The organism is Synechococcus sp. A15-62, from assembly GCF_014280075.1.
Lineage (GTDB): Bacteria > Cyanobacteriota > Cyanobacteriia > PCC-6307 > Cyanobiaceae > Parasynechococcus.
Genome location: NZ_CP047950.1, coordinates 1272128 through 1292985, shown reverse-complemented (window position 1 = coordinate 1292985; position 20858 = coordinate 1272128). Strand labels below are relative to the sequence as shown.

At 59.1% G+C, this 20858-nt stretch carries 42 protein-coding genes and 1 pseudogene; 29 read left to right on the top strand and 14 right to left on the bottom strand.

What is annotated here, in order from left to right; all coding sequences use genetic code 11:
* Positions 1–155: 155 nt before the first annotated feature.
* Entirely contained in the window at positions 156–1544 is a 1389-nt protein-coding gene (locus SynA1562_RS07425) for a PhoH family protein (protein WP_186493347.1), read from the top strand.
* Between the two features lie 57 nt (positions 1545–1601).
* Entirely contained in the window at positions 1602–2486 is an 885-nt protein-coding gene (locus tag SynA1562_RS07420; RefSeq protein WP_255445586.1) for an LOG family protein, read from the top strand.
* Positions 2487–2504: 18 nt separating this feature from the next.
* Here the strand turns inward: SynA1562_RS07420 and SynA1562_RS07415 are convergent, their stop codons facing one another.
* The 3 genes from SynA1562_RS07415 to SynA1562_RS07405 all read right to left on the bottom strand — a co-directional run bounded on the left by SynA1562_RS07415 (position 2505) and on the right by SynA1562_RS07405 (position 3174).
* Positions 2505–2672, bottom strand: a complete 168-nt coding sequence (locus tag SynA1562_RS07415; protein WP_170951026.1) for a hypothetical protein — start codon at positions 2670–2672, stop codon at positions 2505–2507.
* 103 nt (positions 2673–2775) lie between these two features.
* Positions 2776–2952, bottom strand: coding sequence for a hypothetical protein (locus tag SynA1562_RS07410; RefSeq protein WP_006851728.1), 177 nt, complete (start codon positions 2950–2952; stop codon positions 2776–2778).
* Between the two features lie 42 nt (positions 2953–2994).
* On the bottom strand, positions 2995–3174 hold the full coding sequence (locus tag SynA1562_RS07405) for a hypothetical protein (RefSeq protein ID WP_025362229.1): 180 nt from the start codon (positions 3172–3174) through the stop codon (positions 2995–2997).
* 197 nt (positions 3175–3371) lie between these two features.
* On the opposite strand from SynA1562_RS07405, the gene SynA1562_RS07400 reads away from it, so the two are divergent.
* On the top strand, positions 3372–3542 hold the full coding sequence (locus SynA1562_RS07400; protein ID WP_186493345.1) for a hypothetical protein: 171 nt from the start codon (positions 3372–3374) through the stop codon (positions 3540–3542).
* 550 nt (positions 3543–4092) lie between these two features.
* Here the strand turns inward: SynA1562_RS07400 and SynA1562_RS07395 are convergent.
* On the bottom strand, positions 4093–4320 hold the full coding sequence (locus SynA1562_RS07395; protein WP_186493344.1) for a hypothetical protein: 228 nt from the start codon (positions 4318–4320) through the stop codon (positions 4093–4095).
* A 412-nt stretch (positions 4321–4732) separates the two neighbouring features.
* On the opposite strand from SynA1562_RS07395, the gene SynA1562_RS07390 reads away from it, so the two are divergent.
* From SynA1562_RS07390 to SynA1562_RS07355, 8 genes are all read left to right on the top strand, one after another.
* On the top strand, positions 4733–4918 hold the full coding sequence (locus SynA1562_RS07390) for a hypothetical protein (RefSeq protein ID WP_186493343.1): 186 nt from the start codon (positions 4733–4735) through the stop codon (positions 4916–4918).
* The gene (locus SynA1562_RS07385; RefSeq protein ID WP_255445585.1) at positions 4884–5654 is read left to right on the top strand and encodes a response regulator transcription factor; all 771 of its coding nucleotides are present in this window, start codon (positions 4884–4886) and stop codon (positions 5652–5654) included. The genes SynA1562_RS07390 and SynA1562_RS07385 overlap by 35 nt, the downstream gene beginning before the upstream one ends.
* A 103-nt stretch (positions 5655–5757) precedes the next feature.
* Complete coding sequence (locus SynA1562_RS07380; protein ID WP_186493342.1) at positions 5758–5991, top strand: hypothetical protein; 234 nt, start codon at positions 5758–5760, stop codon at positions 5989–5991.
* Between the two features lie 200 nt (positions 5992–6191).
* Positions 6192–7064 (top strand): phycobilisome rod-core linker polypeptide, encoded by an 873-nt coding sequence (locus SynA1562_RS07375; RefSeq protein WP_186493341.1) that lies wholly within the window; start codon positions 6192–6194, stop codon positions 7062–7064.
* Positions 7065–7227: 163 nt separating this feature from the next.
* On the top strand, positions 7228–7467 hold the full coding sequence (locus SynA1562_RS07370) for a hypothetical protein (protein WP_226399493.1): 240 nt from the start codon (positions 7228–7230) through the stop codon (positions 7465–7467).
* A gap of 71 nt (positions 7468–7538) precedes the next feature.
* Positions 7539–8141, top strand: coding sequence for a hypothetical protein (locus SynA1562_RS07365; RefSeq protein WP_186493340.1), 603 nt, complete (start codon positions 7539–7541; stop codon positions 8139–8141).
* A 12-nt stretch (positions 8142–8153) separates the two neighbouring features.
* On the top strand, positions 8154–8378 hold the full coding sequence (locus SynA1562_RS07360) for a hypothetical protein (protein ID WP_011364493.1): 225 nt from the start codon (positions 8154–8156) through the stop codon (positions 8376–8378).
* Positions 8379–8443: 65 nt separating this feature from the next.
* Positions 8444–8698, top strand: a complete 255-nt coding sequence (locus SynA1562_RS07355) for a hypothetical protein (RefSeq protein ID WP_186493339.1) — start codon at positions 8444–8446, stop codon at positions 8696–8698.
* Here the strand turns inward: SynA1562_RS07355 and SynA1562_RS07350 are convergent.
* The gene (locus SynA1562_RS07350) at positions 8680–9918 is read right to left on the bottom strand and encodes a cytochrome P450 (protein ID WP_186493338.1); all 1239 of its coding nucleotides are present in this window, start codon (positions 9916–9918) and stop codon (positions 8680–8682) included. The two genes, SynA1562_RS07355 and SynA1562_RS07350, sit on opposite strands and share 19 nt — an antisense overlap.
* Before the next feature lie 82 nt (positions 9919–10000).
* Between SynA1562_RS07350 and SynA1562_RS07345 the strand changes: the two genes are divergently transcribed.
* Positions 10001–10252, top strand: a complete 252-nt coding sequence (locus tag SynA1562_RS07345) for a hypothetical protein (protein ID WP_255445778.1) — start codon at positions 10001–10003, stop codon at positions 10250–10252.
* A gap of 2 nt (positions 10253–10254) precedes the next feature.
* Here the strand turns inward: SynA1562_RS07345 and SynA1562_RS07340 are convergent, their stop codons facing one another.
* Both SynA1562_RS07340 and SynA1562_RS07335 read right to left on the bottom strand, forming a co-directional pair.
* On the bottom strand, positions 10255–10710 hold the full coding sequence (locus SynA1562_RS07340; RefSeq protein WP_186493336.1) for a lipocalin-like domain-containing protein: 456 nt from the start codon (positions 10708–10710) through the stop codon (positions 10255–10257).
* A gap of 124 nt (positions 10711–10834) precedes the next feature.
* Positions 10835–11104, bottom strand: coding sequence for a DUF1651 domain-containing protein (locus tag SynA1562_RS07335; RefSeq protein WP_186493335.1), 270 nt, complete (start codon positions 11102–11104; stop codon positions 10835–10837).
* A gap of 165 nt (positions 11105–11269) precedes the next feature.
* Between SynA1562_RS07335 and SynA1562_RS07330 the strand changes: the two genes are divergently transcribed.
* The 7 genes from SynA1562_RS07330 (at position 11270) to SynA1562_RS13005 (ending at position 12891) form a co-directional block, all read left to right on the top strand.
* A complete protein-coding gene (locus SynA1562_RS07330; RefSeq protein ID WP_186493334.1) occupies positions 11270–11635 on the top strand; it encodes an AbrB family transcriptional regulator in 366 nt (121 codons plus the stop codon).
* Between the two features lie 71 nt (positions 11636–11706).
* A complete protein-coding gene (locus tag SynA1562_RS07325) occupies positions 11707–11898 on the top strand; it encodes a hypothetical protein (RefSeq protein WP_186493333.1) in 192 nt (63 codons plus the stop codon).
* A 48-nt stretch (positions 11899–11946) separates the two neighbouring features.
* Positions 11947–12114 (top strand): hypothetical protein, encoded by a 168-nt coding sequence (locus tag SynA1562_RS07320; protein ID WP_186493332.1) that lies wholly within the window; start codon positions 11947–11949, stop codon positions 12112–12114.
* Between the two features lie 30 nt (positions 12115–12144).
* Entirely contained in the window at positions 12145–12378 is a 234-nt protein-coding gene (locus SynA1562_RS07315) for a hypothetical protein (RefSeq protein ID WP_186493331.1), read from the top strand.
* 22 nt (positions 12379–12400) lie between these two features.
* Positions 12401–12574 carry a hypothetical protein gene (locus SynA1562_RS07310; protein ID WP_006851083.1) on the top strand — a complete coding sequence of 58 codons (174 nt, stop codon included), beginning with the start codon at positions 12401–12403 and terminating at the stop codon, positions 12572–12574.
* 3 nt (positions 12575–12577) lie between these two features.
* On the top strand, positions 12578–12772 hold the full coding sequence (locus SynA1562_RS13010; protein ID WP_255445584.1) for a DUF805 domain-containing protein: 195 nt from the start codon (positions 12578–12580) through the stop codon (positions 12770–12772).
* The gene (locus SynA1562_RS13005; RefSeq protein WP_255445583.1) at positions 12769–12891 is read left to right on the top strand and encodes a DUF805 domain-containing protein; all 123 of its coding nucleotides are present in this window, start codon (positions 12769–12771) and stop codon (positions 12889–12891) included. Before SynA1562_RS13010 ends, SynA1562_RS13005 begins: the two co-directional genes overlap by 4 nt.
* Here SynA1562_RS13005 and SynA1562_RS07300 read toward each other — a convergent pair.
* Both SynA1562_RS07300 and SynA1562_RS07295 read right to left on the bottom strand, forming a co-directional pair.
* Positions 12877–13305: a tellurite resistance TerB family protein gene (locus tag SynA1562_RS07300; RefSeq protein ID WP_186493330.1), complete on the bottom strand. Its 429-nt coding sequence runs from the start codon at positions 13303–13305 to the stop codon at positions 12877–12879. The two genes, SynA1562_RS13005 and SynA1562_RS07300, sit on opposite strands and share 15 nt — an antisense overlap.
* Positions 13306–13415: 110 nt before the next feature.
* Positions 13416–13577: a hypothetical protein gene (locus SynA1562_RS07295; protein ID WP_011364481.1), complete on the bottom strand. Its 162-nt coding sequence runs from the start codon at positions 13575–13577 to the stop codon at positions 13416–13418.
* Positions 13578–13724: 147 nt separating this feature from the next.
* Between SynA1562_RS07295 and SynA1562_RS07290 the strand changes: the two genes are divergently transcribed.
* From SynA1562_RS07290 to SynA1562_RS07280, 3 genes are all read left to right on the top strand, one after another.
* Complete coding sequence (locus SynA1562_RS07290) at positions 13725–13877, top strand: hypothetical protein (RefSeq protein ID WP_170951022.1); 153 nt, start codon at positions 13725–13727, stop codon at positions 13875–13877.
* Between the two features lie 83 nt (positions 13878–13960).
* Positions 13961–14122: a hypothetical protein gene (locus SynA1562_RS07285; RefSeq protein WP_170950619.1), complete on the top strand. Its 162-nt coding sequence runs from the start codon at positions 13961–13963 to the stop codon at positions 14120–14122.
* A gap of 3 nt (positions 14123–14125) precedes the next feature.
* Positions 14126–14302, top strand: a complete 177-nt coding sequence (locus tag SynA1562_RS07280; protein WP_156783051.1) for a hypothetical protein — start codon at positions 14126–14128, stop codon at positions 14300–14302.
* Positions 14303–14319: 17 nt separating this feature from the next.
* Here the strand turns inward: SynA1562_RS07280 and SynA1562_RS07275 are convergent, their stop codons facing one another.
* Positions 14320–14469 carry a hypothetical protein gene (locus SynA1562_RS07275; RefSeq protein WP_170950618.1) on the bottom strand — a complete coding sequence of 50 codons (150 nt, stop codon included), beginning with the start codon at positions 14467–14469 and terminating at the stop codon, positions 14320–14322.
* A 108-nt stretch (positions 14470–14577) separates the two neighbouring features.
* Here SynA1562_RS07275 and SynA1562_RS07270 point away from each other — a divergent pair, with 108 nt between their 5' ends.
* Both SynA1562_RS07270 and SynA1562_RS07265 read left to right on the top strand, forming a co-directional pair.
* Positions 14578–16251 (top strand): protein adenylyltransferase SelO family protein, encoded by a 1674-nt coding sequence (locus SynA1562_RS07270; RefSeq protein WP_186493328.1) that lies wholly within the window; start codon positions 14578–14580, stop codon positions 16249–16251.
* Positions 16248–16715: pseudogene (locus SynA1562_RS07265) on the top strand (DUF924 family protein); the annotation flags it as partial. The gene SynA1562_RS07270 and the pseudogene SynA1562_RS07265, both read left to right, overlap by 4 nt.
* Positions 16716–16764: 49 nt before the next feature.
* Here the strand turns inward: SynA1562_RS07265 and SynA1562_RS07260 are convergent.
* Together SynA1562_RS07260 and SynA1562_RS07255 are read right to left on the bottom strand one after the other, a co-directional pair.
* On the bottom strand, positions 16765–17649 hold the full coding sequence (locus tag SynA1562_RS07260) for an MBL fold metallo-hydrolase (protein WP_186493327.1): 885 nt from the start codon (positions 17647–17649) through the stop codon (positions 16765–16767).
* Positions 17630–17800 carry a hypothetical protein gene (locus SynA1562_RS07255; protein WP_156783050.1) on the bottom strand — a complete coding sequence of 57 codons (171 nt, stop codon included), beginning with the start codon at positions 17798–17800 and terminating at the stop codon, positions 17630–17632. The genes SynA1562_RS07260 and SynA1562_RS07255 overlap by 20 nt, the downstream gene beginning before the upstream one ends.
* Positions 17801–17939: 139 nt before the next feature.
* On the opposite strand from SynA1562_RS07255, the gene SynA1562_RS07250 reads away from it, so the two are divergent.
* Both SynA1562_RS07250 and SynA1562_RS07245 read left to right on the top strand, forming a co-directional pair.
* Positions 17940–18257 (top strand): DUF3303 domain-containing protein, encoded by a 318-nt coding sequence (locus SynA1562_RS07250; protein WP_011364476.1) that lies wholly within the window; start codon positions 17940–17942, stop codon positions 18255–18257.
* 30 nt (positions 18258–18287) lie between these two features.
* Positions 18288–19481 carry a glycosyltransferase family 2 protein gene (locus SynA1562_RS07245; RefSeq protein ID WP_186493326.1) on the top strand — a complete coding sequence of 398 codons (1194 nt, stop codon included), beginning with the start codon at positions 18288–18290 and terminating at the stop codon, positions 19479–19481.
* On the opposite strand, the gene SynA1562_RS07240 is transcribed toward SynA1562_RS07245, so the two are convergent.
* Positions 19478–19651, bottom strand: a complete 174-nt coding sequence (locus SynA1562_RS07240) for a hypothetical protein (protein WP_186493325.1) — start codon at positions 19649–19651, stop codon at positions 19478–19480. The genes SynA1562_RS07245 and SynA1562_RS07240 overlap by 4 nt on opposite strands.
* A gap of 192 nt (positions 19652–19843) precedes the next feature.
* Between SynA1562_RS07240 and SynA1562_RS07235 the strand changes: the two genes are divergently transcribed.
* Positions 19844–20089, top strand: coding sequence for an RNA-binding protein (locus tag SynA1562_RS07235; RefSeq protein ID WP_115161927.1), 246 nt, complete (start codon positions 19844–19846; stop codon positions 20087–20089).
* Positions 20090–20113: 24 nt separating this feature from the next.
* Here SynA1562_RS07235 and SynA1562_RS07230 read toward each other — a convergent pair whose 3' ends face one another.
* Positions 20114–20338: a hypothetical protein gene (locus SynA1562_RS07230; RefSeq protein WP_255445582.1), complete on the bottom strand. Its 225-nt coding sequence runs from the start codon at positions 20336–20338 to the stop codon at positions 20114–20116.
* 130 nt (positions 20339–20468) lie between these two features.
* On the opposite strand from SynA1562_RS07230, the gene SynA1562_RS07225 reads away from it, so the two are divergent.
* Both SynA1562_RS07225 and SynA1562_RS07220 read left to right on the top strand, forming a co-directional pair.
* Positions 20469–20648, top strand: coding sequence for a hypothetical protein (locus SynA1562_RS07225; protein WP_186493323.1), 180 nt, complete (start codon positions 20469–20471; stop codon positions 20646–20648).
* 42 nt (positions 20649–20690) lie between these two features.
* Positions 20691–20858 (top strand): hypothetical protein, encoded by a 168-nt coding sequence (locus SynA1562_RS07220; protein ID WP_186493322.1) that lies wholly within the window; start codon positions 20691–20693, stop codon positions 20856–20858.

Genomic DNA, 20858 nt, shown 5'->3' with positions numbered 1-20858 from the left:
ACCACAAAACTTGGCTGACCTGCCTGGTTTTGTTGTTGCAATTTTTTTCTCCCTGCGTCTTACCTGCAGGGAGAAGGGATCTGCTGTGGTGATTCTATAGATCACGGTCTTGATGGACTTTTTAGCACCAATTGATCCATCAATGGTGAGATTCAATGAAAGACAAAATTGTCGTTCTCGACACGAATGTGCTGCTCCACGATCCTGAGGCTCCGCATCGCTTTGGTGATCTAAGGGTTGTGATCCCCATGCAAGTGGTTGAAGAAATCGATCGCTTCAAGAAAGATCACTCTGAAAAAGGCCGAAATGCCCGGCGGATTTCAAGGCTCCTGGATTCCTATCGAGCCCGCGGAAGCCTTGCCGATGGCGTCCCGATTGAGGGAACGAACCACGGCATGCTGCAGGTGATTTTCTGTCAGGCCCAAGCCCTTCAAGACTTACCGGCAGAGTTGCAGGGGGGCGGTGGTGACAACAACATCCTCGCCGTGGCCTTGGAGCAGATGCGATGCAGCGGGCTGAAACAGGCGCCCGAGGTTGTGTTGATCAGCAAAGACATCAACCTGCGAATCAAGGCTGATGCGGTGGGCCTGCAAGCCGAGGACTACGTCAACGACAACGTCTCGATCGACGATCTCTACGCAGGCTTCCGTGAACTCAGCACCGATGCGGAGACGATTCAGACCCTGCATGACGAGGATCAACTCCCTTTGGAAGCTGTCGCCGATCGCGAGGGGCAGCATCTTCAGGCCAATGAAGCTGTGGTGCTGGTGGATCAGCACAACGACAGCCACACCCTGCTGGGCCGGCATCAAGGCAACAGCAACATCATCAAGCCGCTGCACTGGCTGAATCGCGCCCATTTGGGCCGCATCAAAGCGCGAAACCGCGAGCAAAGCTTCGCGCTGGATCTGCTGCTCGATCCATCCGTCGCTCTGGTGACTTTGGTGGGCAAGGCCGGCACAGGCAAAACGTTGCTGGCCATCGCCGCGGGTTTGCACCAGGTGGCTGACACCCATCACTACGCTCGCCTGTTGGTGACGCGCCCGCCGATCTCCCTCGGCAAAGACATTGGCTACCTGCCCGGCACGCTTGAGGAGAAACTCGGCCCCTGGATGAAGCCGATCATCGACAACATCGATTTCATCACCGGTTCGTCTCCCGGCGAGGAGGCTGAGCAGACGAAAAAACAGCGGCACCGCGAACCACGCAATGCCTGGGCCGACCTGCAAGGCATGGGCTTGCTTGAGGTTGAAGCGATCAACACCATCCGCGGCCGATCAATTCCCCATCAGTTCCTGGTGGTGGATGAGGCGCAAAACCTCACACCCCTGGAAGTGAAGACGATCGTGACGCGGGTGGGTGAAGGAACCAAGGTTGTCTTCACCGGTGACCCATATCAAATCGACAATCCCTATGTGGATGCCGAAAGCAACGGGCTCACCTGGCTGGTGGAAAAGCTCAAAGGTCAGCCCCTGGTAGGCCACATGACCCTCACCAAAGGAGAGCGCAGTGAACTGGCTGAACTGGCGGCCAACATCCTCTGATGCAAGACGACAACGCCGATATCGCCGACATCGCTTACACCAATGACTGTTGAACACATGACCCAATTCCCAAATACTGCATCGCCTGAGCAAGCCAACCTGGATGCAATTCTGCATTCCCCCACTTACAGAATTGCCCACGAAGATCAAGACCTTCTGAACAGCAACGACATGCGTGGTGTGCGCATGCTGCTTGAAATCACCAAGCCGGATCTGCATCTGGAAACAGCCGGGATTGAATCGACGATCATTGTTTTTGGTGGCGCCAGGATTGTCGACAACGACACCGCAGCAGCGAAGCTGGCGCAAGCTGAGCAACGGCTCAGTGAAACTCCAGGCTCACCGGTGTTGAAGCGGCACGTCGTCCATGCGCAACAGCTCGTGGAGTTGTCTCGTTTTTACGATGCAGCTCGGGAATTCGCCTCATTGGCATCCCGGCACGGGCAGGCCAATAAGGGGGAAATCCATGGATGCTCATCCCATGTGATCGTGACCGGTGGAGGGCCGGGAATTATGGAAGCCGCCAACCGGGGCGCCTTTGAGGCCGGCTGCCGCTCGATTGGGCTGAATATCACGCTCCCGTTTGAACAACATCCCAATCCCTACATCACCCCCGATCTCTGCTTCAAGTTCAACTACTTCTCACTGCGCAAATTCCATTTTGTGATGCGCTCGATTGGCGCCATCCTCTTCCCAGGTGGTTTTGGCACGCTTGATGAACTGTTTGAGCTGCTCACCCTGCGGCAAGTGGGCACCAAAGGCAACATGCCCATTGTTCTGTTTGGAACAGAGTTCTGGCGAAGGCTGGTGGATTTCGACTACCTCGCCGAGATGGGCTTGATTTCAGATGACGACCTCGATCTGATTCATTTCTCAGACTCAGCGCAAGAGGCCTGGGATTTCATCCGCAGCCGAACGCAGGCCGACCCCCAGGCGAGCTGAGCAGGCCCAGCTGCCCGATCAAGCGGATGGCTGGTTGTGCTGGCGCAGTTTCTTGAGTTGATCTTCGATCTGAAAGCGCAGCTGCCTCAGGTTTTCAACATTGATCTGGTGTTCGCCGGAACTCCAGTGCTGCGGGTTGGCGACACGGATCTCCAGCTCGCGCAGGCGGGAGCGATCAGATTGCATGGCAAACTCCACGGCCTGATCAAGTCTGTTGTTGCAGCTGCTGCCCCTACATGAGTTTTTCTACTGGGTAAGGGAAAACTACTGATTTGCTTCGGAATGAGGATCAGATGGAACCCGATTCGAGCAGGTGGTCCATCAAGGCCGCATAGAGCTGGGTCTTCATGTTCAACAGGCAGGCCTGTTCGTTGGCGTCACCGCCGGGCCAGTTGTCGTGAGCTTCAGCCACGACACGGTGCAGAAGACGCAGAACATCTCTCTCCAACGTAATGGTGGTGATCATTTGGTTGCCTTCCATTGGTGCTGAGAGCGAAAGGAGCTGATTTCAGAGACCCTGGGACTGCTGGCGCACGATCCAAGCTGACGCGGCTTGCTGTTGTTTCCATGCCACCAAAAGCTCTTTGGCAATGCTGCGTAGGGCTGCAAGGTCGTCCGAGTTGTCGATCTCGCGTGAGAATTTTTCGACTTCAAATTTCTGGCCCAGAGTCAACGCGATCGGTTCCATTGGCTTGTGGCTTGGTGAGCGGAACGTACCCGAGAACTTTTGCTGCTGCAAATCAAAAACGTAGTACTTGCAACCGATTTGAGGAAAGAATGCTCATCTCAATGCATTGCTGTCATTACAGAACATTTCTGAATGCCACTGATCACTCGGATCGCAAAGGCTTATGGCCTTAGAAAGCATGTATAGGCCTAGAGCTGATGCATTTCTCCTGGGAAAAACATCTGGAATTGTCCAGGAATGTAGCCATTGCTTCAGACAAAAATAAGGGCATGGCTCTCGCTCTGATGGGTGTTGCTCTCACCATGCTTGCCACCGATCTTCTGGCCCATGAGTTGAAGGCCTCGGTCTTGCCGTCCTCCAGGGCTTGATTCAGAGAAAGTCCACACCATTTCCATCTGATCACTTAGATCTGGAGATCTTAATGCCTTTGGAAACATGCATCAACTCCAAGACGATGCATTTCTTCTGAGATAAAAATCTAAATTGACCAGAAAATGTAGTTGATGCCTCAGAAAAATAGAGCATGTCACTTGCTCTGATGAATATCGCTCTCGCCAAGCTGGTTGTGGATCTTCTGACCCAAGCGTTGAAGACCTCAGCCTTGTCTCTGTTCTGGGCTTGATTCAGAGAAAGTCCATCTCGTCTTCATTGTTGTCGTCTTCCCTAGATTGAATCCACAGGGCAGAGAGCGGAAAAATGAAGCAGCTTGCAACGAGGAATTCCATTGGCTTTGGAATTTGATGAAGCCATAATCCGGCGAATTTCAGAGACAAGCTGTATCAACCGCTGTCATTTTTTTGAATTTGGTTGCCGATCGATCCGTTTAATCGTGTTGAGTACTTGTGCTTAATCAGCCCAGGCTGATCAAGGTGACACCTGCCACAAAAAGCAGAACAGACAACACCAGTAAGCCGCTGTTCATCGGTTGCTGGCGCGTTTAATTGATTCCATCCCCAGGCGTGCAGCCCGTCGCCCCAGCCCCACCGCTGCCTGGGCGGTGCTTTTGATCACATCCGTGGCTGTCCTGCGAACCCGGCGGGGGCTGCGTTGCATGGCATCGGGCCAGGATCCCTCCGGCCAGCGCTGCACGCGGCGGCCAACACGGTCACCGAGTTGAAGCAGGGATCGACGCAGCCTGCTGGCCACAGCTTTGAAGCAACAGCATCAATGTGCTGGCTCCAACCCAATGCTGTTGTGCCAAATGACACGAAGGGGGTTTGATTGGGTTTGGATGTTTGGCAGAACACGCCTCTGTTCAGGTCTCTTCTCTGTGCCTGCGTTTTTGGCGGCGATAGGCAACTCCCCCTCCTGCACCCGTCGCAATACCTCGCGCGCTATGGCCAGGTTGATTGGATCGGTCGCAACTCCCTTGGCTTCAGCTGCCAAGCATTTGCGAATCGGAGGTGTGTTGTCAGCAGGCATGACTTCACTGTCTTAAAGCGGAAGCGGATCCACATCCCTCATCTGAGGGATTTTTTCGGGGGAAATTTCTCCCTCAGCTGAGGGATGTGAACCTGCGGCTGTTGGGGCTCAATAAAAAGGCGCGCCGCCGGTTGGTATGTCTTCTCTTTACGACCTGATTCTTCAGTGCAACGGCGAGCTGCAGACCGAAACGGTGCAGGTGGCCGATGCCGCCCACGCCTGTCGCCTGGGGCGTCAGCGCTATCCCCACTGCATCCGCGGCGTGGTCCGTCGCGATGCTGGGCGTGATGGCTCTGCAGCTGAGCCATCCAAACGCCGCTAAAAGAGGGGCATCCGAACAGCCTGGGATGGAGCTGCGGCTCGAGTCTCGCGCTTTGCACGAAGCCGTCGAAGCAACGGCGCAGTTTTTCAAGACCCAGCGGGTGGTGGCCTGCTGCGGTGATCGCCTCACCCTGGCCTGCCTCTGTCTGGCCGAGCCGATCCGCCGTGCCGTGGTGGGTGCCGCGACCACTGAAGACGAAGGCTTTGAACTGGTGCTGCGCCACAAGCCGAGCCTGCTGATCTGCAGCTCGGATCTGGAAACCGGCTACGGCATGAATCTGCTGCGGCGGGTGAAGCAGGAGCTGCCCACCTGTCAGCTGTTGATCGTGCTGGTGCGCGAAACCCAGGCCGTGGTGCAGGAGGCGATGCAGGCCTATGCCGATGCGGTGATCTTCAAATCAAGCCTCGGCACCGGCAAGGGCGATTTCGTTCAAGCCCTTCAAACCCTTTCCGAAGGCGGTGTGTATCTCCCTGAGGAGATTCGCCAGCTCGGTGCGGCCGAAGCACCGAACCCGAACCTGCCGCCGTTGATTGAGGAGCTCACCGAGCGGGAACTGGAGGTGGTGGCTGGCGTCGCCCGCGGCCTCACCAACCAGGGCATCGGCAGCAGCCTTGGCATCTCGGTGGAAACGGTGAAGACCCACGTGGTAATTGCCAAAGACAAGTTGGGTGCCGCGGATCGCACCCAGCTGGCGGTGATGGCGTTGCTCTACGGCCTGATCGATCCCCTCGGCTGAGTCCTTGAGGCTGTTCGGTGATCGCCTGTTCGGTGATCACGGTCGTGATCGTGCGTCGGTTGCCAACGCTTGATCCATAGGGTCTCGGCGTTGCTTTTGTGTGATGTCCGAGGAAACCACCAACCAGCAGTCCTGCAGCGGCAAGAAGTGGGCGATGCTCGCCTATGGCCTGGTTCAGATCTCCGCCACCGTGGTGTCGGCCGTGTCGCTGGCGGCCATTGCTGTTGGTCTGTGTGCCGTGAAGCAGGAGAGTCGCCAGTTCAACGGCTGCGTTGAAACCGTTGTGGCTGAGGGCCGCTCACAAGCTGAAGCTGTTCGCTACTGCAATGGCGGCTGAGATTCAAGACAAACTCTTCCCAAGGGTTGCGGCCAACACCCTTGAGAAGAGCCTGTGTTCTGGCCGAGACCAGGCCTTCGATTTGGCCTGAAGCAATGAATGCCGATTGCTGCTGCAACGCAGCTTTTAACTATTACTAAGTTCATCTCCATTGATGAAGCGATCGCCATATCTTTGACCTGATTTCACTGTTTTCTCGGATGCCAGCCCTGAAGTACAAGCGGGATTTCACCCACGAACAGCGGGTGTCATTCGCATTTGCGAACTCCGTGGATGCAGCCAAAAGTGCCAGCTCCAACAAGGGCAAGGCGGCATCTACACCTGCTGAGTACAAGCAAAACCAGTGCGCCGCTATGGGCATTGGTATGGGCCCCCGGATCCATGAGGAGTGCCCCTTCTCGGCGATCAACCACACCTATGCCTCAACGGGCAGCCAGGCTCTGGAAGCTGCCATCACCGCTGGCTACAAGCAGGTGTTTGGCAACATCGGTATCTCCGACAACCAGCGTCTCGTCTCACTGGAGGCTTTCCTCTGTGACGGCCGCATCAACGTGCAGGGCTTCATGGCAGGCCTGGTGAAATCCGAGCTTTACAAGCAGAAGTTTTTCCACGCCGTGTCTCCCATGCGCGGCATCGAGCTCACCACCAAGCACCTGCTGGGTCGCCCTCCGATCAATCAGAAGGAAGTGAGTGCAGGCATTCAGCTGATCGCTGCAGAGGGTTTCGACGCTTTCGTTGACAGTCTCGTTCGTTCGGAGGAGTACCTCGAAACCTTCGGAACCGACACGGTTCCCTATCTGCGTGGCTTCAAGTCGGAAGCACGGGCTTCCTGCTCCACCTTTGTTGGCATGGCCGAAATCACTCCGGCTAATGCCAGCTCTGAAAACGCCATGTACACCGGCCCTTCCCTGGTGAAGCGTTTCAGCATGGATCTCAATTCCTTCGCTGCTGCTGCTGTTTATTCAGATGACAGCGATCGTGGTGGCTTCTCCTACACGAACGCCGTCAGCAACCCCCGCAACGCTGCTTACCGCCGCATGTATGGCGGCAAGTTCAACTACGGCCGCTTCTGATTCATTGCTGCTTGCAGCGATGAGTTGAGCAGTAAGGGCAGGAGGGGCAACCCTCCTGCTTTTTTATGAGAGCCCCCACGTTTTGGCACGGTATTGGGTGGGTATTTATGCTTATTGCAAATGATTCTCGGTTTTGTAAAGTCTCGACGCTTTGATTTGGTCGATGCATTACTTCGGGCTATTGGTGCATGAAAGCGGTCAAGTGACACCTCTCTTTGGTGCTGAAGTCCTCGAAGTTGCTGTCTCCAAATTCTTTGAAAGCTGTCTGAGAGTGGGATACAAGCCGATTGATGTTCACTTGCGGCTGATTAAATCGGCGTCGCCAAAATTTCCAGCCGAGATCTGTCTGGATAAAAATCTGCTGGTGTCGGCTTACAACCTTCAGGTGGAAAATTATCAATAGCGTGTTCGTTGCCTTGGCTGCGTCTTGGCGACGGCAATGACATCTTGGGGTTGACCCCCGCTCGATGCTTTGTGGCCATTCCCGCCGACGCCAACCTCAAGCGGGCCCTCGAGCAGCTCAACGAGAACGAGGCGGCCGTGGCCGAGGCGATCAATGAAGCACGCGCCGAGCACGCCCGCAGTGAACCGCCCCTCACCGGGCAGGCCCTGCAGGACCGCATCGATCAGCTGGCCAGCCAGCGGTCCCTCGACAGTCAGGACGCGGCGATCCTCTGCCACTGGCCCGATGCCGCCTCCATCGGTCAGGCCTGGTTCGAGCTCAAGCACCCGGGCAAGAGCGTTCCCAGCCCGATGCTCGTGCTCGATGCCTACCTCGTTGGCGCCCCGCCTTTTCTGAGCAAGGCCCAGCGGGATCTTGTGGGTGACTGGTACCGCAGCAAGGTGAGCGCCAATCCCGAGTACACCGATGCCGTCACCGGGGCGGCCAAGGCCTTCGTGCTGATTGGTGATCTCAACGCCAGTGCCGCCGGCATGGCCTGGCAGACGATCATTCCCGATCTGCTCGAGCAGGGGCACGATCTGGAGTTCAACGTCACCAAGGAGCAGGTGACGGCGGCGGCGGCCCGCTGGATTGTTGCGGTGGCCGACACCTTCGCGCCACCATCGCTGGATTGACGCGAGCGATCGATGGGTCTGCAGCTGGTTTCAGCCGACTACCTCCACGAGGACGGCATCACTTACCGGATCCGCCGCGACAGCCTCGAACAGGACTTCACGATTGAGGAGAAGCGCGATGGCGCCTGGGTGGATTGCGGCCTGGATCAGGCGGTGAAGGATGTGAACTTCGCTGAGTTCAAGCGCCTCGGCCTGCTGATCAAAAAGGTGATGGATGCCGATCAGTGGCTGGCCTGAACGGCCATAAATCGCAGCTGCCCGCCGGCCGCGCCAGGATGTAACGAATTCGTTACACGTTTCCCATGACCGTCGGAGAAATCTTCCTGGAGAGCCTCTCCACCGGGGTGATCACCGAGCGCGAGGTGAACTGGTTGGCCGCCCAACAAACCAACTTTGATCGGCCCGAAGAGGCTGCCGCCATCCGCCTCGGACGCCTGATGGACCAAGGCGAGATCAACCTCGGCTGCCGCCTATCCGAGTCGATGCTTCATCACCAAGAGGTGCTGGTTGACTGGATCGAACCCCTCGGACGTCGCCGTCACCGCGCGGCGGCCTGAACCAACAGGCCATCTTTGGGGGTGGGGCTGGGGATCAACTGCAGCGATAGGTCTTGCTCCGGCTGCAGCTGCAGCTCTACCGCCTGCAGCAGCCCCACCGCCATCAGGCGGATCTCTAATTCCGCCAGGGCCTTGCCCAGGCAGACCCGTTCTCCGCCGCCAAAGGGCAGCAGCGTCTGCTTGAACGATCCATCCAGGTGGCGTTGCGGCCGGAATGTCGCCAGATCGTCGTCATCACCGGCCGACGTCGGGCTCAGCACCACCTGAATCACGCTGCCTTCGGGAACATCTACCCCCGCCAGCTCGATCGGCGCCAGGCTGCGCCGGAAGAACCCTCCCACCGGTGGCGTCAGCCGCATCACCTCTAGAACCGTTGCGTCCAACTTTGCTGATGCTGGATCGTCATTGAGGCCGTCCAGCAACCAGCTCTCCACCTCCGGGTTGAGCAGCAGCGCCCGGAACAGGCAGCTCAGCGATGAGGCCGTTGTCTCGTAGCCGGCGAACAGCAAAAGCAGCAGCTGTTCGGCTAAGTCGTCATCGTCCAGGGGAATGCCTGCTTCATCCAAGCCGCCGCTCAGCAGATCAAGCCCGCCTTGGTTGGTGCCCGCCTGGAGCACGCCCTTGATCCGCTTCAGCAGCCGTTGGCGTGCGGCCATCGCCTTGGCGAAGGGAGTGCCGGGAATCGCCAGCGGAATTGAGAACAGAGCCCGGGTCCAGATCTCGAAGTCGGCGAACAGGGCATCACGGCTGGCGCCATCCAGCCCCAGCACCGTGGTGGCGATCACCGCAAAGGCGAAGCGCCGCATCCGTGCCGCCAGCGGCAGCGGTGTGTTGGTGGTGATCAGCTCCTGGCAGAGCTCCCCCACCAACTGCTCGATCGACGGTGTGTAGCGGGCCAGTGCTGCGCTGGAGAACAGTTGCCCCACAACCCGGCGCCGGACTTTGTGCCCTGGCCCACTGCGGTTGGCCAGCGATTGGCTGCCCAGCAGTTGCCGCACGCTTTCGGGCCACCAGCCCTGGAGGGAATCCCCCTGCCCCAGCAGGTCGCCGATGGCCCGTTCGCCGCGGATGAACACCATCCGTTGGGCCAGCAGCTTGGTTTCGAACACATCGCCGTGGGTCTCGAAGCGACGCTGGGCGAAATCCGCCTGGGTGAAGGAGGCCAGGGTTTCCCCCAGTCCGCTCACGGCGCCTGTGCTGGGGAGGGGAGTGGTCGCCATCGCAGCTCGGCGTGAGCTGCCGTTCTAGGGCTGACAGTGCTGCAGGCGCTGGCAATCTCAACGGGTGTGTTGTGCCTTGTCTGTGGAACTCAAGTCTTTGGTGTTTGTGCTGATCGCCCATTTGATCAGCGCTGGCCTCTCGAAAACCGTTGCAGCCCAGAAGGCGCGCAACAGCAACCGCTGGGCACTTGCGGGTTTTCTGTTTGGCCCGTTGGGTCTGATTGCTGCGGTAGGCATGCCGGACCGTCATCAGATTGTTTATCTCCGCTATCTGGCTGAGCAGCAGGGCTACCAACCCCGCCACGCCTGTGGTGGCCAGAAGGGCGAAGCCTGAATTCAGCGGCAGCGCTGAAAACGAACAATGCTGCGGGTGAGGCCTTTCTCGGGCCAGTTGGGCATCACCCGCCAGGGGGTGTGCACCGTGAGCACGTCGCCGTCGATCGCGAAAAAGCGTGTCTGTTCCGTGCCCACCCATTCCGGATTCCAGGCCACATCCACCTGAGTGATCCAACGATCACCCTCGAGCCGGTAGGTGCCGGTGTAGGCGATCATGCTGCTCAGCAGGGCAGATCGCTCCTCGGCATTGCTGCCCGGTTGGCGACCCTCCGCCGAAAGCATGAAAGAGAGACGTCCCTCCGTTGTGAAGATCACATAGCCGCTGGGGTTGTCCCCCATTGGTGAGAAGGTGGTGCCGTTGGCTTGTTCTTCAACGTCGTAGCTCAACAATTGCCACGCGCCATGCACGCCGATGGAACTGATCGCTTGGGCGGGCTGAACCGAACTGACGCTCACAACTGAATCTGTTCCTCTGCGGCAACCTATCGATCGTGGCTTCGCTTTGACAGCCTGAAGCGAGGCATTACTGCGCAATTGATGCCATTGATTGCCGAACCAGTAGCGACGACAACGAAAGTGATCAGCGTGCTGGAGCGCGGCAGGGCCGCCAGCCCCGTTTCAACATCACACTCCAGGTATCGATCGCGTACTGATCCAGAACGCGGCGATGGCTGAGGGGTTCCGGTGGTCTGGGAGGGTCGTAGTGATACGTCCTGATTAAGACCCAGGCCGTGCCTTCTGAATTCAGATCCGGCTTGAAATGCACCACCCGCTTCTGGGTTGTGTTCACCAACCATCCCTCTCTTCCCGTATCAGGCGGTGATTCGGATTGTGATTGGGAGTTGGCCATCTCAACCGATTGTCGAGGCCAACGGTTTGATGCTGAGGGCTATGTCAAACCACCAACACATCCTGATTTTTTGTTTTCACAGCAAATCAACTGAATTCAGCTCTTTTTCCCCTTGTTAACAGCACAACATTTGCTCTAATAGAGAAGTCACGACCTCACAGACCCATGCTTACTGGAGCTGAATTGCTCAACCGCGTCAAGGAACTTGGCGATTGCGCCAAAACAGACCTGGCTAGAGGTTGTGGCTACGTCGTCACCAAAAAAGACGGCTCTGAACAGGTGAAATTCACCGCCTTCTATGAAGCTCTGCTGGAAGCCAAGGGCCTGTCCTTCTCCACGGGTGGATCCGTTGTGGGCAAAGGTGGCCGCAAGCTTTCCTACAAAGCTGTGGTTCAGGGCAATGGCAATTTGTTGATCGGCAAGGCCTACACCGCTCTCCTGGAATTGCAGCCCGGAGATGAATACGAGATCAAGCTTGGACGCAAGCAGATCCGCCTGATTCCAGTTGGTGGATCCGAAGAAGAGGATTGATCTCCGGTTCAGCAGCAACACCATTCTCCCCGTGGTTCCTTTAGGTTTCACGGGGAATTTTTTTGGCTCCGATGCCCTACCAACCCACCAAGGAGCATCTGGACCATCAAATTCCAGATGCGTTCAAGAGCATTAACAGCCTGATGCGCCAGCTGAAGCAGGACATCGGCATGGATGACCGCTACATCTCTCTGATGTTGGATGCTCTGTCGCGGGAGTATTCCTCCAAGCAGCCGATCCGAGAAGGTTTCGGCTTTCGTTGAACGACAAGCTGTTGCTACCAACCGGTGGAACGGCGTCTCCGTCCACCCATGAAACGACTCCTGCTCGTCCACAACCTGGTGCATGGTCAGAGTGTTGTGCATGAACTGGACGACATGGATTTCGCCGTGGAGCTGGTGGAGGGCGACCCGGAGATTGAGGATCAGGGCGAGATGGATGTGGAGAGTCGTTTTTTCATTCGCGTCGACAACGAATGAGCTCTTGTACGCAGCTCAGCACAGAGATGATTGAACCGTCTGGATCAGCGCTATCTCGGAGTCATCTGTGGGTGCAAGGTGATGGCAACGCGTTACGTGCTTCGGATGGGGGAGGTCATCCACTCCAACCGCAACCCTGAAGAGCTCGACGTCTACTGCTACCGAACCGGCGCCAACGACCACACCTGCCTGCTGCTTTCCGATCAATCCGAAGCAGATTTCCTGCTCCGTTACGGATCAGAAGAGTTGAACGTGGCCTATTGACGCCGCGCGGATCGTGGCCTGAATGGGTGGGCATCAAGGCAACGCCATGGACGACGTCAGGCTGCAACAGCTGCTTCAGGAGGCAGAAGAACACCTCCGTGCCCGCAGCTGCCGCCAGCGCTATGAACGTGCCGTGGTCCGTCTGCCCGATAGCCGCCGGGGCATCTGGTTCGGTGACGACAAGCGTGCGGCTTGAGGCGTGAATTCAATGCTGAGCTTTTATCCCCAGTTCTGGACCCAATCCTTCGATTTCGAGGGGCGGACATCCCGGATCGACTACTGGAAGATCGTCCTCGTCAACCTGATCATTGGCGGTGTCTTGGCGAAGGTCTCTCGCCTTCAGCTGTTTATTTCGTTTTTGCTGTCGCTTCCATCTGCCCTGGCCTGGCGATGAACATTCGGCGCATTCGGGACACCGGCCGTTCCTGGCAGTGGATCTTCATCTCTCTGATCCCGTTCGTCGGGGTTCTCTGGTTGCTTTGGATTGAGCTGCAGCCCTCAGCTGACGCCTGAGGGGATGACAGCTGGCTCCAGGGGGGCGTGCAGCAACTCAAAAACGGAGTCGATGCGCTCGGCCTCCATCTGCGAGATCGAGAGCATCAACGCCAGCAGATCCAGCCTCCGGCGCTCCTCGGCGGAATAGGGCCCATCGGAGCGCATCAGTTCTGAGGCCATGGCGTAGGCCGTGAGTGCTTGATCGGCCGTGAGAGCTTTGGCGGCCTCCAACATCAGCGCTTTGGTGCCCCGCTCCAGCCGCATGGCTAGCACCGCGTCCATCATCAGCACCACCTCATTTTCACTCATCCGGCAGTAGGGCTCGCGGTAGTCGAGGGCATGCCTGAAGGCCCTGGCACCAGCCCGGCTGAGGGTGTCGTCCCATGACACCGCGGTCAGGCCAACGGCCGCAAAAGCAGTGACGACATTCATCGGGAATGGCGCAAGCGACGCCCAACTGTCAACGAATGGCCTGGATCACCGTTGTTAAAAGTGCAACAGCTCTCTGCAGATGAGTCGTTTCACCTAGTTGGCCCCTCGCGTCATTCCGGCAGGCGCTCCACGGCCACATGCATGAACCGCTTCACCATGGCGATCGGCCAGCCTTCCCGCTGCAGGTCTTCCGCGATCTGATCGATCTGAAAGCTGATTTCTTCAGCAACCAGCTCTTCCAGCAGCTGGTTCGAATGTTGCGTGGTGGTCATGGCTCGGTGCTGGTGGGTCGGTGCTCAAGGTCAGTCGCACTGCATCGGGCCTAACCCACCCAGGCTGTGTTTTGCCACCTTGCGTTCGTCCCCTTGATGTCCTCGCCTTCGGTTGCGGACTTGCCACGCCCTTGCCAGCTTGAAGGCATGAAACAGGCTTCCTTGCTCCGGCGCATCGGCACCTACCTGCTCGGGTTGGTGGATGAGTACTGGGCGATGCGGCGTCCCTGGCAGTACGGCGCCAAGCAACCCCAATGTGGGCTTCAGTGCGATGGCGACCACTGCGACCCCGTCGACTGAGTCAGCCCTGCGCACAATGCGCGTTTACACGGGTTGCCGCTCCTCCATGTCCCCACAACAGTGAGGTCAGCCAAGGAGATGAGATGGAGTTCAAAAGCCGAATTTTTGCCACCTCGCGCGGGTCCACCATCGACGCCATCGGCGACGGCAAGTACCTGGTGTGCAATCCGGCCTATTGCTTCATGGTCCATGGCCTGCGCCAGGCCCATGAGGCCGTGCAACGTCAGGAAAAGCCCGCGCTCTGAGTCATGGCGGAATACCGGATTCACTGCAAGCACTGCGGCTATGAGGGGCAGGCCAACTCCCGTTGGATCCCCTTCGTGCAGGTGGAAAAGAGGGGGCAGGATTGCCCCCATTGCGGTCGCCCCACCCTGCTTGAGCCCTGGTGCAGGCTGCGAGCTGAGGCGTCCATGCCCGACTACTAGCCCGGCTAGCAAGTCGACTACTGAAAGGTCTGCCAGCTGCTGGTGAGCCACTGGGGAGCCACGCTCCACCAGATGGCTGTGGCCACAAAAATGGCGGTGAGGCCGATCAGGCTGGTGATCAGCTCCTCCTGTCGGTTGTCGGAGCGAAGTTTCCTGGCTTTGCCCACGGTTCCCCTTGGATGCTTCCCTCGGTGTAAGCCCTCGATCCACCATTGGCCATCGGTCAAAACACCCGGCCGCAGCTCTGGCGATGATGGGTACAGCGTCAGGGTCCGATGAGCACCGCCACGTTTGCTGAGTTCGCCGAACGGGCCGACTACTCCCTGCTGGAGTCCCTCACGCCTGATCCGGAGGCGACAGCGGATGGGGACGATCACCGCCCTCGCCAGGTTCTCTCTGGCCACTACGTGCCGGTGACGCCCACCCCGATCCCCGAGCCCCAATACCTGGCGCACAGCCGCAGCTTGTTCAGCGAGCTGGGTCTCAGCGACGACCTGGCTCAGGACGATCGGTTCCGCCGGATGTTCTCCGGTGATCTCGGTGTGGCCACCGGTCCGATGCGGCCCTGGGGCTGGGCCACCGGCTACGCCCTTTCGATCTACGGCACTGAATACACGCAGCAGTGTCCCTTCGGCAATGGCAACGGCTATGGCGATGGCCGAGCCATGTCGGTGTTTGAGGGGGTGTTTGAAGGGCGCCGCTGGGAGATGCAGCTCAAAGGTGGTGGTCCGACCCCCTACTGCCGTGGTGCCGACGGCCGCGCCGTGCTGCGCTCCAGCGTGCGTGAGTTTCTGGCTCAGGAGTTCATGCACGCCCTCGGTGTGCCCACCTCCCGTTCGTTGACGCTGTACGTCTCCCACGCCGAAACGGTGGGACGGCCCTGGTATTCCGAGAACTCACGTTCGATGGACCCGGACGTGATGGTCGACAACCCGGCCGCCATCAGCACCCGGGTGGCGCCCTCATTTCTGCGGGTGGGTCAGCTGGAGTTGTTCGCCCGCCGTGCCCGCAGTGAGGCCCATCCCCGGGCGCACCAGGAGCTGCACCTGATCGTGGCGCACTTGATCGAACGCAATTACCGCCAGGAGATCGATCCCGGCCTGCCCTTCAGCGACCAGGTTGTGCTGTTGGCGCGCTTGTTCCGTGATCGGCTTACGAGCCTCGTGGCCAACTGGATCCGTGTGGGCTACTGCCAGGGCAACTTCAACAGCGACAACTGCGCCGCCGGTGGCTTCACCCTCGACTACGGCCCGTTCGGCTTCTGCGAGCTGTTTGACCCGCGCTTTCAGCCCTGGACCGGTGGCGGTGCCCACTTCTGCTTCTTCAACCAGCCGGCGGCTGCGGAGGCCAATTACCGCATGTTCTGGAAATCCCTGCGCACGCTGATGGAGGGCCAGGCGGAGGCCCAGGCCCAACTGGATCAGTTGCTGGAGGATTTCCCCGCTGCCATGCAGGAGGCCATGCAACGGATGTGGAGCAGCAAACTCGGCCTGTCCAGTGCCGACGACGCACTGGTGCAAGAGCTGTTGAAGCTTCTGGTGGAGTCGAGCGCCGATTACTCGATGTTCTTCCGCCGTTTGTCGGATCTGCCCGAGCAGATCGATCCGCTGCGGGACTGTTTCTATCTCCCCCTGTCGGCTCCCCTTGAAGCCCAATGGAACGACTGGTTGCTGCGCTGGCGCGCCCAGTGGCCCAGTGGCGTTGAACCATCTGTGATCTCCGCTGGGATGCGGCGGGTCAACCCGGCGATCACCTGGCGCGAATGGTTGATTGCTCCGGCCTACCAGCAGGCCGCCGAAGGCAACACCTCCCTGATGGCTGAACTGCAGCAGCTGTTCAGCACCCCCTATGAGACTCCGTCCCCCGACATGGCGGCCCGCTACGACCGCTTGAAACCGCGGGAGTTCTTCAGCGCCGGTGGGGTGTCCCACTACAGCTGTTCGTCTTGAAGGCCGACGACGTTCTGGAGTTCTGGTTCCAGCAGTGCCGACCCTGGCAGTGGTTTCGTCGCCGCGACAGCTTCGATGCCCTGGTGCGAGAGCGGTTCGGGGAGGCTGTTGAGCGCGCCCTCACCGGAGACCTGAACCACTGGAGCTGTGCGCCCAGCAGCGGTCTGGCCCTGGTGCTGCTGCTGGATCAGTTCCCCCGTCAGATCTGGCGCGGTGAATCCAAGGCTTTTGCCGGCGATCCTCAGGCTCTGCAGCTGAGCTTGGAGGCGCTGGAGCGGGGATGGATCGCAGCGGAATCGCAACGACCGCGGCGGCAGTTCTGGCTGATGCCACAGCTCCACAGCGAAGACATCAGCGTGGTGAGGGCTGTGATCCCCCTGCTGGAGCGGCATGTTGATGAAGCCACCGCCAATGTTGCTTGCCGCCATCTCGCGGAACTGGAGCGCTTCGGGCGTTACCTGGGGCGCAACCTTGCCCTCGCTCGGATGAGCAGTCCGGAGGAGACAGCCTTTCTCAATGCTGGGCCTGGATCCAGGTCAGGGTTTGCTTCACCGCCTCAGTCCATAAGCCCGGTTGAAAATGCTGGCGATGGCCATGGCCCGGCAGGAGCCAAGCCACATCGAGGCGTTGCAGGCGCTGAAGCGAACGGATCTGCACGTTGAAATCCCACCAGCAGTAGCGCTCGGAACACACCAACACGTCCTGGTCGCGGTTCCACCACACGTGATCACCGCTGAACAGAACCCGTCGTTGATCACCGAGCAACAGGCAGAGTGAGCCTGGGGTGTGCCCCGGAGTGGGCAGCAGTTCGATCTGTGGTGCGAGTTCCAATGGCTCCTGCCCTTCCAGCACCTGCTCAGCCGAGGGCGCGGCATCGGCATCACCGCGATGAATCCAACGCTCACAGGCGAAGGCCTGAGCCCAGCGCTGATGGTCAGCCACATCATCCCGATGCGTGAGCACGATCTGAGCCAGTCCCCCCATCGCCTGGATCCGCCGGGCCAGTGGCGCACTCCACCGCGGAACGTCAACCATGACGTTGCCATCGGCGCGTTGAATCAGCCAGCTGCGGGCACCGAAGCTGCGTTGGGACGCCCAGCCGCAATAGAACACCTCACCGGCGGCGTGGCTGCAGATCCAGCTCGGGAAGCCTTCAGCCGGTGTGGTGCGTTGCAGAGTACGGCTCGTCTCGATCGCGGCAACCGGACAAGCCTGTAAGGCCAGAAGGGCCTGGCGCTGGGATGACGCTCCGATGGGTTGGTGAGCCACCACTGCCGTTCCTGAACCGGCAGCGAAGTGATCCGGATCAAAGGTCCAGCAGGTGCCGCAATCGATGCAGCGCTCATTGATGCGGAACTCGTCTGAAGCCGGGGACCGGTCAATGGGGCTCCCCTTCATCCTTCATCAGGCGGAGCGCCGCATTCATCACGGCAGTTTTCACCTCCCGTCGTTCCAGTCCCTGGCGCTCGAAGTGACGGACGATGCGTGATAAGTCCCACCAGACGGCCACTTCCACTTCATCCATTTCATTGGCGATATGGAGTGTCATGGCTGTGCTGGGTCCTGTTTCAGCTGTAGCCCGTTGCCAGCTTTGACGAAGGCTCCTGCTGAATGACTACCGAATTCAGTTGCAATTCCGCCTGGATGCCGTTTCATGGCTACGAAGCAAGCGTTTGCCCTCCTTCACCGTGCAGCACTACTTGATCGTTTGGACGTTCCCGACCGTTGAGGGTGCGTGGGAGTCGTGCCCTGGCTTTGCTGACTACATCAATTCGGGAGCACCGGGAGATGCTTTCGATGGTTTTGCTCTCAAATATCGGGTCTGCGAACCGATCAGCGGCAGCGGTGTTGCCATTGCCGTTGCCAGTGACATCGGCAAGGTTTGGGCGCATCTCGGCCCCTGGATCAAGGATTTCGGCATTCAGTTCGAGGTCACCGCCGTGGTTTCGGATGCTGAATTTGCTGCGATGTGGCCGATGGTGGAAGCTGCAGCAACCGTCGACTGAGACGGCTGACCACCAGACCATGGCCCGGCTTTGACCCTTGCCCTGCTTGAGCCCCTGCTGTTTCTCGCTGCGGCTGGTTCGGCCTCAGCGGGATTGCTGATCCTTCAGTTGGGGTTGCAACGGGTGTTTGCTGTTGCACCGCGCTTGAAGCCGGGCCAGGACGTTGCTGCTCAGGACACCACGCTCACCGTGGTGATCCCTGCCTTCAACGAAGCCCACAACATCGAGGCCTGTGTCGCCAGCGTTCTGGCCAACCAGCCCCCCTGCAGGGACTGGTCGGTGTTGGTGGTGGATGACGAGTCCACCGATGCAACGGTGGAGAACGCCCTCCGTGCTGGCTCTGCGGCGTCCCACTTCCGCCTGATCCAGGCCGGCCCCAGGCCCGTCAATGAACGCTGGGTGGGCAAGAACTGGCCCTGCAGCAAGGCCGTTGAACAGGTCTCCAGCGAGTGGCTGTTGTTCATCGATGCCGATGTTCGGCTCAAGCCCGATGCGTTGCAACGGGCCCTGGCTCAGGCCAATGATGAGCAGGCGGATTTGCTGAGCCTGGCGCCGCGGTTGAGCTACGGATGCCTGGCGGAATGGATGGTGCAGCCAATCATGGCCAGCCTGCTGGGCCTCGGCTTTCCCATCCTCGAAACCAACGATCCGGCCTCGCCGGTGGCGTTTGCCGCGGGCCCTTTCATGTTGTTCAAGGCCTCCACCTACAGGCAGATCGGTGGCCACAGGGCCTTGGCTGGGGAGGTGGTGGAAGATCTGGCCCTCGCCCGCGCCATCAAGGCTGGAGGCCATCGGCTTCGTTATCTGCTGGGGCTTGATGCGGTCGATCTGCGGATGTACAGCAATCTCGCGGCGCTTTGGGAGGGCTGGACCAAGAACTGGTTTCTGGGCCTGGACCGCGACCCCGTCAAAGCCCTCGGTGCCGCCTTGGTGGTGGTGTTGATGTTCAGCGTGCCCTGGCTGTTGCTGCCGGCATCGCTCGTGTTGCTCTGGCTCCAACCCCTGCTGGCTTCAGCTTGGTGGTGGTTGATGGCCCTGGCGAGCTTGGCCATTCTTCAACAGCTGCTGCTGCGGCTCTGGACCCGCAGCAACTTTGATGTGCCCCTCACCCTTTGGTGGCTGATGGGAGCCGGTGGGTTGCTGGTGGGTGCGATTGGCCCGGTTTCGATCTGGCGTACCTACACGGGACGCGGCTGGACCTGGAAAGGCCGCTCTCTGACCTAGGAGTGGTGCCCTTTTTTGCGGGCATCTTCTGCCCGACGCCGGATCGCAGCATGGCGGAATGCCTTTTCCAACTTGGTCAATTTGGGCTGCTTGTCCAGCAGGGCAGCCTCGCCGCGGGCTTTGGCGGCGTTGATGAAGTCGTCTGACTTGGTTCCGCTGAGTCCACTCATCTCAATGCCTCAACTGAATCAAGCCTGGTTCCGTTGAGGCTCAATTCGCCTCGAAGCAAAGGCTTTCTATCGAATTCAGCCTTGAACAGAATTGTTTGGTAGCCCTTGACTCCATCCTTGAGCCATTCCCTCTGAAGGCTCGGCCCCTGGCCGCTGTGTGCGAGGGTAAGAGGTCTTGATTAACTCATTTTTTTGACGATCTTTATCGGAAATCTCTCCTGGGACGCTGAGCGGGAGGATCTCATTCATCTGTTCGGTCAGTACGGCGAAGTGAGCAAGTGCTCCTTGCCCCTCGACCGGGAGACAGGCCGCAAGCGTGGTTTCGCTTTTGTGGACCTCAGCAACGAAGCCGATGAGCAGTCGGCGATTGACGACCTGCAGAACGTTGAGTGGATGGGTCGCGCCATCTCCGTTCGCAAGGCCGAACCCCGCCGCTGAGCTTCAAAACAGCTTCGACTCACCTCACTGTCCAAAACCACGATCGTTTGTGGACGGTGAGGTTTTGTCGTGCGTTGCGTTGGTCTGTGGCTGTTGTGAGGTCTGCTCTTGTGAGGCCTGGCTGAACCGACTGTCGAGCCAACGCGAAACGATATAGATCCCAATGAACATCGGGATGTAGATCTGATAAGCACTTTGCTGTTCGATCTCGAGCTGATTGACGACGGTGACCGCCGCCGTGCTGAGCACGAGGTAGATCCCGACGCGCCTGAACAGGGGTGATTTGATCAACGTTCGAAGAGCTCAAGCGTTTCACCATGGTCACCTGTCGCTGAACTCCCCCAAGTGGGGGATGTGCCAGGCGCCCTTTGCCTGCTGAATGGGGAGGCGCAGCAACACTCCGATGCCACCCGCCTATGACCTGATCATTGAGCGTGGAGGCTCGATTGTGGTGGAGACCATCGAGGCCCATGACGAAGACGCCGCCTGGCGTGCTGGCCTGATGCTGCACATCGATGCTCTGATGGCCGTGGTCTGCAGGGACGAACACGATCCCTAGCCAATGCGGGCTTAGGGTTCTCTTAAGAGTTGGAGCGGTGGCGTGATCGGATTGATCGCCTCAGGTTTGTTCCTGGTGTTTCCCTCGATTCCCGGAGCGGATCTTTCCCTGTTTCAGCAGCTGAACAGGGAACTCGGTGCCCTCTGTCAGCAGCCTCCCGCGCAGGCCATCAGGGTCTGCCGCCTCCATGCGCGGCTGGTGAACGGCTGA

What these genes read in the sequence shown, in the direction of transcription:
- SynA1562_RS07225 (WP_186493323.1), top strand. Translation starts at nt 20,469, where the DNA reads ATGGGGAGGCGCAGCAACACTCCGATGCCACCCGCCTATGACCTGATC.
- SynA1562_RS07415 (WP_170951026.1), bottom strand. Translation starts at nt 2,672, where the DNA reads ATGCAATCTGATCGCTCCCGCCTGCGCGAGCTGGAGATCCGTGTCGCC.
- SynA1562_RS07355 (WP_186493339.1), top strand. Translation starts at nt 8,444, where the DNA reads ATGACCGTCGGAGAAATCTTCCTGGAGAGCCTCTCCACCGGGGTGATC.
- SynA1562_RS07310 (WP_006851083.1), top strand. Translation starts at nt 12,401, where the DNA reads ATGGGTGGGCATCAAGGCAACGCCATGGACGACGTCAGGCTGCAACAG.
- SynA1562_RS07260 (WP_186493327.1), bottom strand. Translation starts at nt 17,649, where the DNA reads ATGAAGGGGAGCCCCATTGACCGGTCCCCGGCTTCAGACGAGTTCCGC.
- SynA1562_RS07255 (WP_156783050.1), bottom strand. Translation starts at nt 17,800, where the DNA reads ATGACACTCCATATCGCCAATGAAATGGATGAAGTGGAAGTGGCCGTC.
- SynA1562_RS07285 (WP_170950619.1), top strand. Translation starts at nt 13,961, where the DNA reads ATGGAGTTCAAAAGCCGAATTTTTGCCACCTCGCGCGGGTCCACCATC.
- SynA1562_RS07375 (WP_186493341.1), top strand. Translation starts at nt 6,192, where the DNA reads ATGCCAGCCCTGAAGTACAAGCGGGATTTCACCCACGAACAGCGGGTG.
- SynA1562_RS07405 (WP_025362229.1), bottom strand. Translation starts at nt 3,174, where the DNA reads ATGGAACCGATCGCGTTGACTCTGGGCCAGAAATTTGAAGTCGAAAAA.
- SynA1562_RS07370 (WP_226399493.1), top strand. Translation starts at nt 7,228, where the DNA reads ATGCATTACTTCGGGCTATTGGTGCATGAAAGCGGTCAAGTGACACCT.
- SynA1562_RS07400 (WP_186493345.1), top strand. Translation starts at nt 3,372, where the DNA reads ATGCATTTCTCCTGGGAAAAACATCTGGAATTGTCCAGGAATGTAGCC.
- SynA1562_RS07300 (WP_186493330.1), bottom strand. Translation starts at nt 13,305, where the DNA reads ATGAATGTCGTCACTGCTTTTGCGGCCGTTGGCCTGACCGCGGTGTCA.
- SynA1562_RS07325 (WP_186493333.1), top strand. Translation starts at nt 11,707, where the DNA reads ATGCCCTACCAACCCACCAAGGAGCATCTGGACCATCAAATTCCAGAT.
- SynA1562_RS07360 (WP_011364493.1), top strand. Translation starts at nt 8,154, where the DNA reads ATGGGTCTGCAGCTGGTTTCAGCCGACTACCTCCACGAGGACGGCATC.
- SynA1562_RS07335 (WP_186493335.1), bottom strand. Translation starts at nt 11,104, where the DNA reads ATGGCCAACTCCCAATCACAATCCGAATCACCGCCTGATACGGGAAGA.
- SynA1562_RS07425 (WP_186493347.1), top strand. Translation starts at nt 156, where the DNA reads ATGAAAGACAAAATTGTCGTTCTCGACACGAATGTGCTGCTCCACGAT.
- SynA1562_RS13005 (WP_255445583.1), top strand. Translation starts at nt 12,769, where the DNA reads ATGAACATTCGGCGCATTCGGGACACCGGCCGTTCCTGGCAGTGGATC.
- SynA1562_RS07320 (WP_186493332.1), top strand. Translation starts at nt 11,947, where the DNA reads ATGAAACGACTCCTGCTCGTCCACAACCTGGTGCATGGTCAGAGTGTT.
- SynA1562_RS07420 (WP_255445586.1), top strand. Translation starts at nt 1,602, where the DNA reads ATGACCCAATTCCCAAATACTGCATCGCCTGAGCAAGCCAACCTGGAT.
- SynA1562_RS07240 (WP_186493325.1), bottom strand. Translation starts at nt 19,651, where the DNA reads ATGAGTGGACTCAGCGGAACCAAGTCAGACGACTTCATCAACGCCGCC.
- SynA1562_RS07410 (WP_006851728.1), bottom strand. Translation starts at nt 2,952, where the DNA reads ATGATCACCACCATTACGTTGGAGAGAGATGTTCTGCGTCTTCTGCAC.
- SynA1562_RS07330 (WP_186493334.1), top strand. Translation starts at nt 11,270, where the DNA reads ATGCTTACTGGAGCTGAATTGCTCAACCGCGTCAAGGAACTTGGCGAT.
- SynA1562_RS07290 (WP_170951022.1), top strand. Translation starts at nt 13,725, where the DNA reads ATGAAACAGGCTTCCTTGCTCCGGCGCATCGGCACCTACCTGCTCGGG.
- SynA1562_RS07385 (WP_255445585.1), top strand. Translation starts at nt 4,884, where the DNA reads ATGGCTCTGCAGCTGAGCCATCCAAACGCCGCTAAAAGAGGGGCATCC.
- SynA1562_RS07270 (WP_186493328.1), top strand. Translation starts at nt 14,578, where the DNA reads ATGAGCACCGCCACGTTTGCTGAGTTCGCCGAACGGGCCGACTACTCC.
- SynA1562_RS07280 (WP_156783051.1), top strand. Translation starts at nt 14,126, where the DNA reads ATGGCGGAATACCGGATTCACTGCAAGCACTGCGGCTATGAGGGGCAG.
- SynA1562_RS07350 (WP_186493338.1), bottom strand. Translation starts at nt 9,918, where the DNA reads ATGGCGACCACTCCCCTCCCCAGCACAGGCGCCGTGAGCGGACTGGGG.
- SynA1562_RS07380 (WP_186493342.1), top strand. Translation starts at nt 5,758, where the DNA reads ATGTCCGAGGAAACCACCAACCAGCAGTCCTGCAGCGGCAAGAAGTGG.
- SynA1562_RS07390 (WP_186493343.1), top strand. Translation starts at nt 4,733, where the DNA reads ATGTCTTCTCTTTACGACCTGATTCTTCAGTGCAACGGCGAGCTGCAG.
- SynA1562_RS07295 (WP_011364481.1), bottom strand. Translation starts at nt 13,577, where the DNA reads ATGACCACCACGCAACATTCGAACCAGCTGCTGGAAGAGCTGGTTGCT.